Consider the following 14734-nt stretch of genomic DNA (forward strand, 5'->3'; position numbering starts at 1 on the left):
CAGCATCGCGGGTGCGAACATCTGGCTCAGGACAGCCGCCGACTTGTTCGGGTCGCCGAGCGCCTGCCGGTAGGCGGCGAACGGATCGCCGGTGACGGCGCCTACCGCCAGAGTCACGCGGAACCGGGATCGGCACGTCGCCGTCCACACGGTCCGGACGGACCATCGTGTCGTCCGGACGCGCAACGTAATAGTCGTCCACGGAGTGGTCGGAGTGCTCCGGGTAGTCCGGGGCGGGGAACTCCACGTTCAGCGGCATCGCAACCGTGGCCGTAGCAGTGGCAGACGCGTCCGGCATCACCAGCGCGGTGGCGGCCCCGTCAGGTATCAGGGCTCGAAGCGCGCGCCCGAACGAGGCTGCGTCCGGGAACCGGTCGGCGGGCTCCTTGGCCATGGCCCGCTCGATGACCTCGGCGAAGCCCGGCAGATCCGGGCACTGAAGCCGCGGAGCCGGTTCGCTCAACGCCAGATATATGGTCCGGCGCACGTCCTGGCCCGGCCCGCCGAACGGCGGATGCCCGGCGACGAGTTCGTACAGCGACGAGCCCAGCGCGTAGACGTCGGAGGACGCGGTCGGCACGCCCCGCGTCATCAGCTCCGGCGCGGCGTGCTGCGGGGAGAAGACGTCGAGCACCGAGCTGGAGTTGCTGGCGTCCAGCAGCCAGGACACTCCGAAGTCGGCCAGCGCCGGCTCGCCGTAGCGGGAGACCAGGATGTTGTTCGGCTTCACATCGCGGTGCAGCACCCCGAGCGCGTGCGCGGCGTGCAGCGCGTCGGCGATCTTCGCGCCGACCCCGGCGGCCTGCGCCCCGGGGAGCGGGCCGCGCCGGTTCAGCCACTGCTTCATGGAGCCGCCGTCGTACAGGTCCATCGCCAGGTACGGCCGGCCCGCGGCCGTCGTCCCGGTGTCCAGCACGGTCACCACGTGCGGATGGTCGCTGAGCCGGCCGGCCAGCCGGACCTCGCGTACGAACCGGCGCCGGGCGTCCTCGTCCGGGCCGACGATGGTCAGCAGCTTCAGGGCGACGTCGCGCTCGAACGACTCCTGCACGGCCCGGTAGACCACGCTGAAGCCGCCGTGCCCGATACGTGTTAAGTCCCGGTATCCCGGGACGTGCTCAGGGGACTCCATGACCTGAGTCCCCTGCGGCGTCGTACCCATCGAACCACCATGGCGTGTCATGACCTGCGTTCCCGTCCGTTCCACGACATCAGCGACATCAGCGATATCAGCAACATCAGCGATATCCCCGGCAAAGCACGACGGGGCGGTGGTGGGGCGGCACGCTCTTTCCGTGTCGCCACACCACCGCCGTCGCCGGGTGGGTGCTTGCTGTTCAGTTCAGTCCGCTCGCTCGCTCCATCCGGCGCGTCGGCCGGAAGTCCTACAGACCGCCGGTGAGGCCGTTGACCAGGCCGCCGACCACCGGCAGCTGGCCCACGAGCGGCAGGCCGCTGCCGGCCTGGGTGACGTTGCCGAGCACGCCGCCGACCTGCTGCTGCAGCTCCATCAGGGTGGCGCGGACGGTGTCCAGCGTCTGCTGGGCAGTCGGCCACACCTGGCTGCTGAACAGCGACGCCGCCGGGCCCTCCCAGACCGCGGGGTCGGTCAGCGCCATGCCGTGCGAGGTGATCTGCGAGAGCACGTCGCCCAGCGGACCCTGTATGAGGTTCAGCAGCTGACCGATGTGCAGGTGCGCTTCGGCAGTGACCTTGACGGTGCCGTCAGCCATCATGGTGCTCCATTTTCTTTGCGTTCTGCGGGTCCGCATTGGGACGGACCCGCCGGGTGGCTATTGGTACGCCGTGGAATCCCTCGGCGGTACGACCAGAACGTTACGGTCAGCGGCTCGTCCGGTCGTCTAACGAGCGGTGTATTTCGCTACTACCGCGCTCGTTATAGAAGTCGCCGGGTGTGGCCAGCACGAGTTGTACTCCCTCGATCGTCCCGTCACAGATCAGGTAGCCCCGGCCGGGCAGCGGCGCCATCGGGTTGTGCCGGGGCAGCGGGGTGCCGAGCATGTCGTGGTCCTGATTGTGGTCCGGCACCAGCAGAACGCCGCAGCGTGCCTCGCGGATCTTCTGCGTCCACTGCCCGAACTGCCTGCGGATGCCGTCGGTGCGGCCGGCCGCGATCACGTGCCGGCCGGGCTTGGCGATGAACCGGTCGAGCACCCCCAGGGTGTCGGTCACGGTGTCGGCGTCGTCAACCAGGAGGAGAGCCCGGTCCCCCGCCGAGTTCAGGGCACGTTCGAGATCTGAGTACTCGGTGCAGCCGATGACCGTCGGCGGCAGGTCGCGCAACGGCGAGCGCCGGGGCGCGAACGTCACCAGCGCCGGCGGCTGCGCCCCGTTCAGGACCATGTGCGCGATCGCGACCAGGGCGCTGCTGCGGCCGGAGCGCGGGGGCCCGGCGATGAGGGCGTGTTCGTGGTCGTGCAGCCGGAGCACGGCCGCGGCCAGGGTGCTGTCGGTGAAGCCGACCGGGATGGCCCACGGTTCGCCGCCGGTGTCGGCAGAGACCCCGGCGCGGTGCATCCGGTCGATCGGGATCAGCTCGGGCAGCAGGCGCACCTTGTTCGCGGTGCGCTGCGCCCCGGTCCAGCGCTGCGCGACGCCGCTGACGGCGGCGGCGAGGTCGGCGCCGGGGTAGCCGATCTGCACGACCTGGCGCGTGGCCACGACCACGGCGCGGCCCGGCACCGCGGCGGGCACGGCGCGCCGCGGGATGTCGAAGCTCCCGTAGTCGGCGGCGTCGGCCAGGCGCAGCAACAGTTTCTGCCGGCTCAGGGCGCCCCAGGCGCCCGGGATCGCACCGAGGCGGTCGCCGGTCGCAGCGATGTAGAGCCCGACCGCGGGGCCGTCGGCGAAGACGCGTTCCAGGTCGTCCAGGACCTGCATGCCGCCGAAGTCCTTCTCCAACTCGGAGCGCAGCGAGCCGACGTTGTCGATGAGCACCAGCACGCGCGGCGGGCCGGGGTTGTACGGGTCGCGCACGGAGCCGCCGGCCTTGCGGCTGTTGAGCTCGGCTCGCAGCATCCTGATCAAGCGGGTCTGGCGGGCCCGGTCGCCGGAGCCGATGTAGGCGCCGGTGTGCGGGAGTCCCTGGAGCGGCGCGAGGTCGCCGGAGCCGAGGTCGAGCACGTACAGGTGCATGCGGTCGGGGGCCTCGGCGGAGACGACGGACAGCGCGAGCGCGGCCAGGGCCGTGGAGGTGCCGGAGTTGACGCCGCCGTATATCAGCATGTTGCCGACGGCCGGGTCCCAGCCGACGGTGTACTGGGCCTGCCGGTCCGGGTCGTCGAGCAGGGCGTACGCCGCCAGACCGGTGGCGTCGGTCTGCAGGCCCTTCACCGCCGGGCCGAGTTCGTGCAGCGGGATGGTCGTCGGCAGCGGGTCCGGCCAGGGCCGCCGGGGCTGGGCGAACCCGGCGCGGAAGCTCGCCCGCTGCGCGGCCTCGACCAGGCGCGCCAGATCGGTCGGCTGACCGGCGGCGGCCTGTTGCGGGGCCACGACGGCTCCGGCGCGCTCCCCCGACGTCAACCTGAACGGTAGGAGGGACGGCCGGCCTGCGGCGTCATCGATGGGGGTGACGCCGGTGGACAGCGCGGTCTGGACCGGGAGGACTTCGCCGGTGCTGACGCGGTAGAACCCGCGGCCCCACTGCCGGCTGCCGATGCCGGCGGCCACCGGGGAGTCGATGACGTCGGCCGAGTCGGCGCTGCTCTCCAGCCGCAGCGCCAGGCGCAGTTTGACGTTGTTCTTGATGGCGTCGTTGACCGAGCCGGAGGGCCGCTGGGTCGCCATCACCAGGTGCATGCCCAGGCTTCGGCCCCGCTGGGCGATGGCCACGAGCGCGTCGACGAACTCCGGCAGGGCCTTGACCAGGGTGGCGAACTCGTCGATGACGACCACCAGGCGCGGCATCGGCTCCAGGTCGGGGCGCTGGGCGTCGCGCAGCCGCTGGTAGTCGCGGACGTGGCTCAGGCCCACACCGCGCAGCGCGTGCTCGCGGTGCCGCAGCTCGGCTTCCAGACAGCGCAGGGCGCGCTCGCCGAGTTGCTCGTCCAGGTCGGTGACCAGGCCGACGACGTGCGGCAGGCGCGCGCACTCGTCGAGGGCGCCGCCGCCCTTGTAGTCGACGAGGGCGAAGGTCAGGTGCTCGGGGTCGGCGCCGACCGCGAGCCCGGCTATCAGGGTTCGCAGAAGCTCGCTCTTGCCGGAGCCGGTGGTGCCGGCTATCAGGCCGTGCGGGCCGTCGTCGTCGAGGTCGATCTCGAACTCGCCGTGGTCGGTGACGCCGAGCACGGCCCGGGCCCGCAGCGTGCCGACCGTGGTGCGCCAGCGGTCGGCCAGCGCGGCGTCCAGGGCCCCGGTCAGGTGCAGCAGCGGCAGCAGGTTCACCCGGTCCGGCAGTCCGGCGCCGGCCGCCTTGACCTCGGGGTCCTCGAACCGGGCCAGGCCGCGGGCGACCGCCCGGGCCCGGACCCGGGTCATGCCGGCCACCAGGACGTCGTCGACGCGCTGGCCGGAGGCGACCCGGTGCAGCCGGCCGAAGCCGTCGGCGGAGACCGAGAGGACCTCGGTGCAGACTGCGGGCAGCCGCCGGGTGAGCACGATCCCGGCGACCGGTCCGGCCTGGCCGCCGAGCAGGTCGCGCAGCGCGCAGGGCCGGCCCTCCAGCAGGGTGGCGCCGTCGACGACGAGCAGCAGGGTCGGCATGCCGGTGACCGAGGGGTCGGCGGGGCGGCCGCCGCCGAAGCCGCCGGGCCCGGCGTTCGCCTCGGCGAGTTCGGCCAGCAGGCTGCGGGCCAGGGTCTCGCAGTGGTCGGCGCCGACGGCGACGTAGCGCGAGGCGCTGGACCGGGGGTCGGCGCCGTGCGGCAGCCACTTGGTCCAGTCCCAGTCGGCGATGCGGTCGTCGTCGGCGAAGACCACGACCGCGACGTCCGCCGGTCCGCTCTCGGCGACGGCCTGGCAGAGCAGCGATCGGGCCGCCGCCAGGGCTGCCGGGCGGTCGCCTTCCAGGCCGAGCACGCCGCCGTCTGCAAGGTTCACGGCCACCGGGACCTGGCTGAGCCAGGAGGCCTCGGCGATGGCGTCAGCGATCGCTGGATCAGGCTCCTGATCCGTTCCAGTCCGGCGGCCGTGGTCGACCGGCGGGGTCCAGCTCTGGTCGGCCAGACCTGCGGAAAGCCTGAGGAAGTCGGCCGCGCCGTGGCGGCGCTCCCACAGCCGCAGGCCCGGAACCGAGGCGCGGTAAAGGACTTCGGCCGGGTCGGGGTACTCCTCGCGCAGCCGGTCTTCCTGGTCCTCGCGGCGTTCCTGGAGCTCGTCGTGGACCTCGGCCAGGCTCGCGGCGTAGGCGCGCTTGCCTCGGCGGAACCCGGACCGGCCGCGGGTCCGGTCCTCCAGCTGGGTACCGATCATCATGACCGGACTGAACAGCGCGAACAGCGCGAAAGCCGCGTTCTTGAGCATGATGACCATGACCGCGGCCAGGATGATCGGGGCGACGATGCTGGTGATCCGCAGCGGCTGGGAGCCGGAGCGCTTGGGCGCCTGCGGCAGCTTGACCGGTCCGGCGTCGGCGGAGGCGGCCAGGCGCGGGGCGCGGTTGAACGGCAGGGTGCCGCCGGAGCCGGCCTCGTGGGCCGGGTTGACGTACTGCACCGGGCCCAGGTCGGCGACCGGCAGGACGCGGAAGGGCACGCGGCCGGCGGCCGAGACGATGTCCTGCGGCCCGACGCGTGCCGGTCCGGTCAGCCGCTGGCCGTTCAGGTCGGTGCCGTTGCGCGAGCCGAGGTCGCGGACCCGCACCAGGCCGTCGCGGGTGACGTCGATCTCACAGTGCAGCCGCGACAGGTCCGGGCTGTCGACCCGGACGTCGGCCTGCTCGCCGCGGCCGAGCTTGTAGCGGCCGGGCGGCAGCGGCACCGACAGCCCGGCGTCCAGGCCGCCGATGACGCGCAGCACGAAGCCGCGGTCGGACATCGTGCCGGCGTCGGCCTCGGGGATCACGGTGAGCGAGACCTCGGAGCCCATGACGAGCCCTGATCCGGTCAAAGGCGTGGCCGGCGCGGCCGTCCGGCCGTCGATCATCAGGGCGCCGCCATAGCCGCCCAGCGAGGTGGAAAGGTCTCCCACCACGGCGTCCTGGCGGCCGAGCCGCAGCTCCATGTCGCGTTCGACGCCAGCGTCCCGATGGACGAACCTCATCGCCTGCCACCCAGTTTTGTTCCGAACGCTTACAAGGCGCGACGCCGCAAGGCGCGCACAGACCGCGCAAAAGTCTAGGGTTCCAGGCGGGGTCGGTCCGCCGCGTTACCCACAGGTTGACAATAAAGATCTGATCTCTACCTACCGCAGCAGGCATGCATACCGCAAAGGTTTACCCTCGTTAGGCTGAAACCGGGCTCCAACTGAGGACAAAGCCCGGATGTGCTCCCTAGTTTGGCTGGATGCTCCGCATGCACGACGCCGCCAAACCCCTGGCGTCGATACCCCCGCTCGTCCTGGACCTCGCCATCGCCGCCGGCGTCACCTGGCTCGCCGTGGCGGCCGCGGTCCGGCCGCACGCCTCGCTCGTCGCGCACGCCGGCCGGCACATCGACGCCCTCGCCGTCATCCTGATCGTCGCGATGGGCGTCGCCTTGGTTCTCCGCCGCCGCTTCCCCTTATCGGTGCTGGGGATCAGCGCGGTGTTGGTGGCCGGTTACGAGGCGTACGGCTACCGCCTGGGGCTGGCGCAGGCCGGACTGCTGCTCGCGATGTTCACGGTCGGGGCGCTGCGGGGGCGGCCGTGGGCGGCGCTGGCGGCCGGCGTGACCTACGCGGAGCTCTTGTTCGACCACCTCTACTCGTGGTCGGGCTCGGGCACCTGGATCTACATCGGAACCGCGATGTGGGTGGGGGCCGTCGCGATCATCGCCGACGGCGCGCGGCGGCTGGCCGACAGCCGGGCCTTGATGACCGCGTACAAGGAGCAGGAGCAGCGCAAGCACCGCGACCGGGAGCAGCGCGCGGTGCTGCTGGAGCGGATCCGCATCGCGCGGGAGCTGCACGACGTGACGGCGCACCACCTGTCGGTGATCGCGGTGCAGGCCGGCGTCGCACGCTTCGTCCTGGACAAGGAGCCGGACACCGCCGACCAGGCGCTTCGCGCGATATCAGAGGTCGGCAGCGAAGGCCTGGCGGAACTGCGCCGGCTCATCAGCCTCCTGCGACCCGACGACGACGAAGGCGCGCGCGCCCAGACCTCCGACCCGCCGGCCCCCGGCATCGCGCAGCTCCCGGTGCTGATCGAGCGCGTCGGCCTGTCCGGCACACCGTCGCGGTACACGGTCGCCGGACGGCAGCGTTCGCTGCCCGCGGGCAAGCAGCTGTGCGTCTACCGCGTGGTGCAGGAATCGCTGACGAACGTGCTGAAGCACGCGCCGGGATCGTCGGTCGAGGTCCGACTCGAGTACGACGTGGACTCGGTCCGCGTCACCATCAACGACACGGGAACCCACCCCGTCTCCATCCGCCGAGCCGGCATCCCGGCCGCGGCGATCACCCAGGCCGCGCGCCACAGCGGCTCCGGCGTGGGGCTCACCGGCATGCGCGAGCGCGCCGAGCTCCTCGGCGGTACGCTCACCGCGGGCGCTACCGGGGGCGGGTTCCGGGTCGAGTTGCGGGTGCCGGTGTGAGCGCGGTGATCCGGGTGCTGGCCGCCGATGACCAGCGGGTGGTGCGCGAGGGCCTGGCGCTGGTGCTCGGGTTGCTGCCGGGGGTGGAGGTCGTGGGGACCGCCGCCGACGGGGATGAGGCGATCGAGATGGCGCACCGGCTGAGTCCCGACGTCGTGCTCATGGATCTGCGCATGCCCCGGCGCGACGGCGTGGCCGCGATCCGGGCGTTGCGCGAGGAGTGTCCGCGGATCAAGGTGATCGTCCTGACCACCTACGCCGACGACCGCTCGGTCCTCGACGCGCTGCGCGCCGGCGCCCGCGGCTACCTCACCAAGGACGCCGGCGGCGAGCAGATCGAGCAGGCGTTGCGCGACGTCGTCGACGACCGCTCCGTGCTCGACCCGGCGGTGCAGCACCACGTCGTCGACGCCATCGCCGCGATCGCCGTAGCACCGAGGACGGCGACGACGCCAGCGCAGGCGGATCCGCCGCCCGCCGGTCTGACGCCGCGCGAAGCACAGGTACTGGAGCTCATCGCACGAGGCCTCGCCAACGCCGAGATCGCGCAACAGTTGGCGGTCAGCGAGACGACCGTCAAGAGCCACATCAACCATCTGCTGCCGAAGATCGGCGCCCGGGACCGTGCGCAGGCCGTCGCCTTCGCCTATCAGCAAGGTCTCGTGCCTTCGATCCGCGACAGATAGGCCGACCACGCACCCCGACGGAAGGACCACGCGTGCCTCCCACCCTCACCGCCGACGAATCCGCCGCCCTCGCAGCCATCGACGAACCCGGCATCGCGACCACCCTCCGCGACCTCATCGCCGTCCCCAGCGTCACCGGCAGCGCGGCCGAATCCGAGCTCCAGCACACGCTGGCCCGCCGCCTCGACCAGCTCGGCCTCGACGTCGACCTGTGGCCGATGGACCTGCCCGAACTCCGCGCCGACCCCGCCTTCCCGGGCACCGAGGCGCCGCGCCAGGAGGCGTGGGGCCTGGTCGCGACCACGCCGGAGCACGCCGACGGGCCGACCGTGATCCTGCAGGGCCACGTCGACGTCGTCCCGCCCGGCGACCTCGCGCTCTGGGACGGCGACCCCTTCACCCCGCGCGTGACCGGCGACGCCGTGACCGGCGAGGTGATTCACGGCCGAGGCGCCTGCGACATGAAAGCCGGCCTGGCCGCCAACCTCGCCGCACTCGCCGCGATCCAAGCCAGCGGCGTGCGCCTGCGCGGCCGCGTCGCCGCGCACTTCGTTGTCGGCGAGGAGGACGGCGGCCTCGGCGCCTTCGGCACCCTGCGACGCGGCCACGTCGGCGACGCGTGCATCATCACCGAACCGACCTCCGGCACCCTGGCCACCGCGAACGCCGGCGCCCTGACCTTCCGCATCGACGTCCCCGGCAAGGCCACGCACGCCAGCACCCGCGACGCCGGCGTCAGCGCGATCGACGCCTACCTGCCGGTCCATGCGGCACTGGCGCAGCTGGAGACACGCCGCAACGACCGCGCCGCACTCGACCCGCTGATGGCCGAGTACCCGATCCCGTACGCGCTCTCCGTCGGCACCGTGCAGGCCGGCGGCTGGGTGAGCAGCGTGCCCGACCTCCTGGTCGCCGAGGGCAGGCTCGGCGTCCGGCTCGGCGAGGACCCGGCTGCGGCGCGCGCCGACCTGGAGTCCTGCATCGCAGAGGTCTGCGCGCGAGACCCCTGGCTGCGGGACCACCCGGCCGTGGTCGCCTGGACCGGCGGCCAGTTCGCCAGCGGCCGCCTGCCCGCCGACCATCCCCTGCGCGACCTGGTGCAGACCGCGCACGCCGACCTCACCGGCGGCCCGCGTCCGCGCGAACGGGGCGTGCCCTACGGAAGCGACCTGCGCCTGTACGCGGCGGCGGACGTCCCGACGTTGCAGTTCGGACCGGGCGACGTGCAGCTCGCGCACAGCCCGCGCGAGCAGGTCTCGGTGGCGGAGATCGTCGCCGTCGCCCGCACGCTCGTTCTCACGGTCTTGCGCGCATCTGCACTCTGACTCGCCTGGACGCGGCACCGGACCCCTTGCGCTCATATATCGCGGGCCGATATATCTTCTCCCATGAAACCACTCGGCCGAACCGAGCCGGTGTTCCTGATCCTCACGGCCCTGATCGACGAACCCCGCCACGGCTACGGCATCGTCCAAGAGGTCCGGCGCATCACCGACGCCCGCGTCGACCTGCGCATCGGCACGCTCTACGGAGCCCTGACCCGGCTGGCGGACGACGGCCTGGTGGAACCGCACCGCGACGAGGTCGAGAACGGCCGCCTGCGCAGGTACTACCGCCTCACCGACGCCGGCGCCGCCGTCCTGGCCGCCGAGGCGAGCCGCATGGCGGCCGACGCGGCGGTGGCGATCTCGCGATTGAAGAAGTTCACCACGCCGACCCGCGACGCCGGGCTGGACACGAACGGGGGCGCGATATGAGCACCGCGAACAACGCCGGCGATGCGACCGACCTGCTGGAAACGAGCTATCGCAAAGCCCTCAGACTCCTGCCGCGCACCTACCAGGCGCAGCACGCCGAGGAGATGCTCGGGGTGCTCATGGACGGCGCAGAGCCAGGACAGAGCAGACCAAAAGCACGCGAGGTGCTGTCGGTGGCGATGCTCGGCCTCCGGCTGCGGCTCACCGTCGTCGACACGGGAGGACCAACGGGAAGGCTCGCCGCGGACATCGCGCGCCGAGCGATCCTGGTCTACTTCATCTTCGAGTTCGGGCTTCTGATGCAGTGGAACGCCTTCGGCGCCCGCATCGGCTACTCCTTCCTCCCCGTACTCTTCCAAGCCGGCATCATCGTGGCGCTCATTCGGGGGTGGTCCTGGTGCGCGCAGGCCTTGTGCCTCGCCAACATCGCTTACATCGTCCACAACATGCAGTGGCAGTACTGGAACTCCGCGAGTCTGTTCTCGTACGGCGGTTTCTCCGTCTTCGCACGGCCGTTCATCCTCGCAGTAGCCGTCGTCGTGTTCCATCGCAAAGCACCACGTATCGCCGGGAGCGCCTGGTGGTTCACCGCCTTGGCCGGGATCACGGTGGCCTTCTGGATCCGGGGGAAGACCGTCGACCACATGTGGGAGTTCGACGACGATTTCTCCCACACCCCGGCGCTGCCGGCGCTCCTGTTCGCGGCGGCGGTGGTTGTCGCGCTCTGGCGAGTCAAGTCCTCGTCAGTCTGGCCGGCGGCGCTGGCGCTCGCCGGCCTGCCCGTATTCGACGGGCCGATGCTGCGCTACCTGACCGGGTTGGCTCCCCAGCTGGCAGACTCGCCGCGCGACACGTTCTACGTCGAGCTGGCTCTCGGCTGCGAAGTCGCGCTGATGTGCGTGGCGTTGGCATCGTTCGCTTTCGCCGTCTACCTACGCCGCACCACCGCGCGCGGAGGCGAAGCCGCGTAGGCCCTCAGCCCCGAACCGCTACCGGTATCCGGTCGTCGCGAGTCTCCACGAGCGACGGCCCGGTACCGGCGATCGCCGCCAACCGCTCCAGCCGCACCCGCGTCTGCTCGTCCTCGGGCACGTAGCTCACCAACCGCGCCCCCGCCTGCGGAGCCAGCCACAGGCTGGTGTTCAGCAGCTTGAGATATCCGACGTGCGGGTTGTCGATGTGCTTCGTGCTGTCGGACACCGCGATCACCTCGTGCCGGTCCCACAGCTCGCGGAACTCCGGCAGCGCCATCAGCCGGTCCTGCAGTGACGTCCACGCCGGCTCGGCCAGATGCTCGGCGATGGCCGCGCGGAACTTGGCGACCATGACCCGCGTCGAGTCCTCCAGGTCGCCGGTCGCGGCGCGCCACTGGTCGTTGGTGAAGGCGAGCCACATGCAGTTCCGGTCCTCGCGCGGGAGGCTGTCCATGTCGCACATCAGCAGGCTGAATGCGCGGTTGTAGGCGAGGATGTCGTACCGGCCGTTCTGCAGGCAGGCCGGGAACGGTTCGAGGTGGTCCAGCATCGCCTGCAAAGCCGGAGTCACCGTGGCGCTGAGCTCCCCCGGCGCCGGGTCCACCGCTCCGCCGAGCGCGAACAGGTGCGCCCGCTCGCTCGGGTCCATGCGCAGCGCCCGCGCCAACGCGTCCAGCACCTGCGCGGACACCTGGATGTCGCGGGCCTGCTCCAGCCACGTGTACCAGGTGACGCCGACCACGGCCAGCTGCGCGACCTCCTCGCGGCGCAGTCCCGGGGTCCGGCGGCGCCGGCCGTGGGCCAGCCCGACCTGGTCGGGAGTGATCCGCTCGCGACGGCTGCGCAGGAACTCGGCAAGCTCCCGGCGCCGTACGTTCGGGGCTTCGGCCTTGTCCGTGCGCGTCGTCATGACACCAGTGTGCGCCGCTTCTTGTCCTGTTACCAGGTACGACTTCTACCAGGATAAAGACACTCTGGAACCAGGCTAACGAGTGCCGAATCCTCGATGGCATGAGTGGAACAGTCAAAACCTCTCCCCCGCCACCGGCCACGACACCGCCAGCCACGCTGGGCCCGCTCGGCCCGCTCGGCCTGTTCACGATCCTGCTCGGCGCGGCTCTGCCGCTGATCGATTTCTTCATCGTCAACGTCGCCCTGACCACCATCGACAAGGACCTGAAAGCCGGTCCGGCGCTGCTGGAACTGGTCGTCGCCGGATACGGCCTGGCCTACGCGGTCCTGCTGGTCCTCGGCGGACGCCTCGGCGACACCTTCGGTCGCCGCCGGCTCTTCCTCGTCGGTCTGGCCGGCTTCGGGCTCACCTCGCTCGCCTGCGGCCTGGCTCCCAACGCGTGGGTGCTGGTGATTTCGCGGGTGGCGCAGGGTGCGACGGCCGCGATGCTGATGCCGCAGGTGCTGGGCACGATCCAGGCCTCGACCACCGGCCACCGGAAGACCAGGGCCGTCGGTCTGTACGGCGCCACGCAAGGCCTGTCGATGGTGACCGGCCAGATCCTCGGCGGCGTGCTCGTCGCGGCGGACCTGTGGCACACCGGGTGGCGCGCGATCTTCCTGGTGAACGTGCCGATCGCGATCGTCGGCCTGCTGATGGCGCCCCGCACGGTGCCCGCGACGCGTTCCCCGCGGCCCGCGCCGATCGACGTGCCCGGCACCGTCCTGCTCACCGCCACGCTCGCGGCGCTGCTGCTGCCGCTCACCGAGGGCCGGGCCGCGGGGTGGCCGGCGTGGACGTGGGTTTCGCTGGCCGCGAGCCCGGTTCTCGCGTTCGCGTTCCAGCGGGTCGAGGCGCGCGCCGACCGGCAGGGCCGCGTCCCGTTGGTGCCGCCGAGCCTGCTCCGGCTGCCGACGTTGCGCCGTGGCCTGGCGCTGCTGCCGCCCTTCGGGATCGGCTTCGGCGGGCTGATGTTCGTGCTGGCGATCGTGCTGCAGCGGGGGCTGCGGATGTCGTCGGTGCTCGCGGGTCTGGCGTTGGTGCCGTTGGCGGTGGCGGTCTTCGTCGCCTCGTTCGTCGGTCCGTGGCTGGTCGTGCGGCTCGGGGCGGGCCGGGTGGTGATGGTCGGGTGCTTGCTGCAGCTCGTCGGGGGCGTCCTGCTGTTCCTGACGTTCTGGCGCGGCTGGCCGCACATAGACACCTGGGCGCTGGCGCCGTCGTTCGCGATCGTCGGTTTCGGTCAGGGGCTGGCGCTGCCGATGCTGTTCCGCGTCGTGCTCTCGGAGGTGCCGCAGGAGCACGCGGGGGTCGGCAGCGGCGTGATGACCACGACCCAGCAGGCCTCGTTGGCGCTCGGCGTGGCGACGATCGGGTCGCTGTTCCTGGCCGGGCTCGGGCCGTGGGGCATGCACACCTCGCTGCTGGTGGCCTTGCTGGCGTGGCTGGGCGCGGTGGCGATGACCGGGGTTCTGAGCTTGCGGCTGCCGCGCGGCGTCGCGTAGTACCGCGTAATACAAGTAATACAAAAGGAGCACCGCCAGCGGTCCGATCGGCGGCCCGGCCCTCGCGCTCATCCACGGCTGGGGCTGCAACCGTGGTGACTTCGACGCGGTGACCGACCATCTGCCCGCCGACTACCGCGTCCTGGCGATCGACCACGCCGAGCACGGCGAATCACGCTCGACGCGGGACGTGTGGACCATGGAGGAGTTCGCGCGTGACGTGGCGGCAGTTCTGGAGGCCGAGGCGGTCGACAGCTGTGTCATCGCGGGGCGGTCGCCGTCGAGGTCGGGCGGCTGCTTCCCGACGTCGTCACGCGCGTGATCGCTCTCGAAGCGCTGCACTATCTGTCGCCGTTCCCGGTGCAGAGCGAAGAGCAGAGCGCTGCGACGATGCGGGTGTTCCACGACGGCTTGGCTGCTGCGGTGCGCGGCCTCGTCGAGGGCGGTTCGCCGGCCGGGACGGATCCCGCGCTGCGGGAGACGAAGCCGCCGGTCACCGTGCTCGCGATCCGCGACCTGGCGGCGCCCGAAGCGCTGGAGCGGTACGGGGACCGGCTCGACTTCGTGCTCGTGGATCTGGGCAGCCACCACTTCCCCGTGGAGGCGCCCGAGCAGACGGCGAAGCTGCTCGACGGGTGTCTGCGTGGACGCGGACGAGCTTGACGCGGCAAAGTACGGGCCGACAACTCATCTTTCAGATCGTTTCGTTGGAGGCACCGTGAGCGCGGTCGGCCTGAAAGTCCTGACCGACCTGGAGCACGGCGGCCGCTGGACGTCGTTGTCCGGCGGCGGCCGGGAGTGGCTCTGGCACCGGGACGAGCCGCGCCGGGCGGTCGCCGCGCCCGGCGACGAGTTCGCCGACGCCGGCGGTTTGGAGGAGTGCTTCCCCACGATCAGCGGCGCGCCGGACCACGGCGAGCTGTGGGCGCGGCCGTGGGCCCGCCGCGCGGACGGCGCCGCCGTGGTGACGACCGAGCGCTACGAGCTGACGCGCACCCTGACCGAAGCCGCCGGCGCGGTGGTCGCCGACTACCGGCTGACCGCCGACCCCGGCTTCGGCTTCATCTGGGCCGCCCACGCCCTGCTGGACTTGTCGGAACAGGCGCGCATCATGGTGCCGGACGGCGTGTCGACGACCGTGTTCGAGAACGCAGACCCGATCACCACCGGCC

The 14734-nt window shown here is 71.8% G+C and carries 12 protein-coding genes and 1 pseudogene; 9 read left to right on the forward strand and 4 right to left on the reverse strand.

Annotation, left to right across the window (positions count from 1 at the left end):
- The 3 genes from GWK61_RS44130 to GWK61_RS44140 form a co-directional block, all read right to left on the reverse strand.
- The coding region (locus tag GWK61_RS44130; protein ID WP_194918370.1) for a serine/threonine-protein kinase at nucleotides 1–1162 on the reverse strand (1162 nt) is incomplete at its 3' end.
- A gap of 223 nt (nucleotides 1163–1385) precedes the next feature.
- Nucleotides 1386–1733, reverse strand: coding sequence for a hypothetical protein (locus tag GWK61_RS44135; RefSeq protein WP_194918373.1), 348 nt, complete (start codon nucleotides 1731–1733; stop codon nucleotides 1386–1388).
- Between the two features lie 109 nt (nucleotides 1734–1842).
- Nucleotides 1843–6219, reverse strand: a complete 4377-nt coding sequence (locus GWK61_RS44140) for a type VII secretion EssC family protein (RefSeq protein ID WP_228563953.1) — start codon at nucleotides 6217–6219, stop codon at nucleotides 1843–1845.
- Between the two features lie 242 nt (nucleotides 6220–6461).
- Between GWK61_RS44140 and GWK61_RS44145 the strand changes: the two genes are divergently transcribed.
- The 5 genes from GWK61_RS44145 (at nucleotide 6462) to GWK61_RS44165 (ending at nucleotide 11105) form a co-directional block, all read left to right on the forward strand.
- The gene (locus GWK61_RS44145; RefSeq protein ID WP_194918375.1) at nucleotides 6462–7691 is read left to right on the forward strand and encodes a sensor histidine kinase; all 1230 of its coding nucleotides are present in this window, start codon (nucleotides 6462–6464) and stop codon (nucleotides 7689–7691) included.
- A complete protein-coding gene (locus tag GWK61_RS44150) occupies nucleotides 7688–8377 on the forward strand; it encodes a response regulator (RefSeq protein WP_194918377.1) in 690 nt (229 codons plus the stop codon). Before GWK61_RS44145 ends, GWK61_RS44150 begins: the two co-directional genes overlap by 4 nt.
- Nucleotides 8378–8409: 32 nt before the next feature.
- Nucleotides 8410–9702, forward strand: a complete 1293-nt coding sequence (locus GWK61_RS44155) for an ArgE/DapE family deacylase (RefSeq protein WP_194918379.1) — start codon at nucleotides 8410–8412, stop codon at nucleotides 9700–9702.
- A 63-nt stretch (nucleotides 9703–9765) separates the two neighbouring features.
- Nucleotides 9766–10134, forward strand: a complete 369-nt coding sequence (locus tag GWK61_RS44160) for a PadR family transcriptional regulator (protein ID WP_194918381.1) — start codon at nucleotides 9766–9768, stop codon at nucleotides 10132–10134.
- Nucleotides 10131–11105, forward strand: coding sequence for a hypothetical protein (locus tag GWK61_RS44165; protein ID WP_194918383.1), 975 nt, complete (start codon nucleotides 10131–10133; stop codon nucleotides 11103–11105). The genes GWK61_RS44160 and GWK61_RS44165 overlap by 4 nt, the downstream gene beginning before the upstream one ends.
- Nucleotides 11106–11109: 4 nt before the next feature.
- Here the strand turns inward: GWK61_RS44165 and GWK61_RS44170 are convergent, their stop codons facing one another.
- Entirely contained in the window at nucleotides 11110–12018 is a 909-nt protein-coding gene (locus GWK61_RS44170) for a helix-turn-helix transcriptional regulator (protein ID WP_194918385.1), read from the reverse strand.
- A gap of 101 nt (nucleotides 12019–12119) precedes the next feature.
- Between GWK61_RS44170 and GWK61_RS44175 the strand changes: the two genes are divergently transcribed.
- From GWK61_RS44175 to GWK61_RS44185, 4 genes and pseudogenes are all read left to right on the forward strand, one after another.
- Nucleotides 12120–13562 (forward strand): MFS transporter, encoded by a 1443-nt coding sequence (locus tag GWK61_RS44175; RefSeq protein WP_194918387.1) that lies wholly within the window; start codon nucleotides 12120–12122, stop codon nucleotides 13560–13562.
- A 109-nt stretch (nucleotides 13563–13671) separates the two neighbouring features.
- Nucleotides 13672–13884, forward strand: a complete 213-nt coding sequence (locus GWK61_RS57605; protein ID WP_228563954.1) for an alpha/beta fold hydrolase — start codon at nucleotides 13672–13674, stop codon at nucleotides 13882–13884.
- A complete protein-coding gene (locus GWK61_RS57610) occupies nucleotides 13881–14225 on the forward strand; it encodes a hypothetical protein (protein ID WP_228563955.1) in 345 nt (114 codons plus the stop codon). The genes GWK61_RS57605 and GWK61_RS57610 overlap by 4 nt, the downstream gene beginning before the upstream one ends.
- 55 nt (nucleotides 14226–14280) lie before the next feature.
- Nucleotides 14281–14734 (forward strand): annotated as a pseudogene (locus tag GWK61_RS44185) (hypothetical protein); the annotation flags it as partial.

Origin of the sequence: Catenulispora rubra, from assembly GCF_015356825.1 — a bacterium.
In the GTDB taxonomy this organism is placed as follows: Bacteria; Actinomycetota; Actinomycetes; order Streptomycetales; family Catenulisporaceae; genus Catenulispora; species Catenulispora rubra.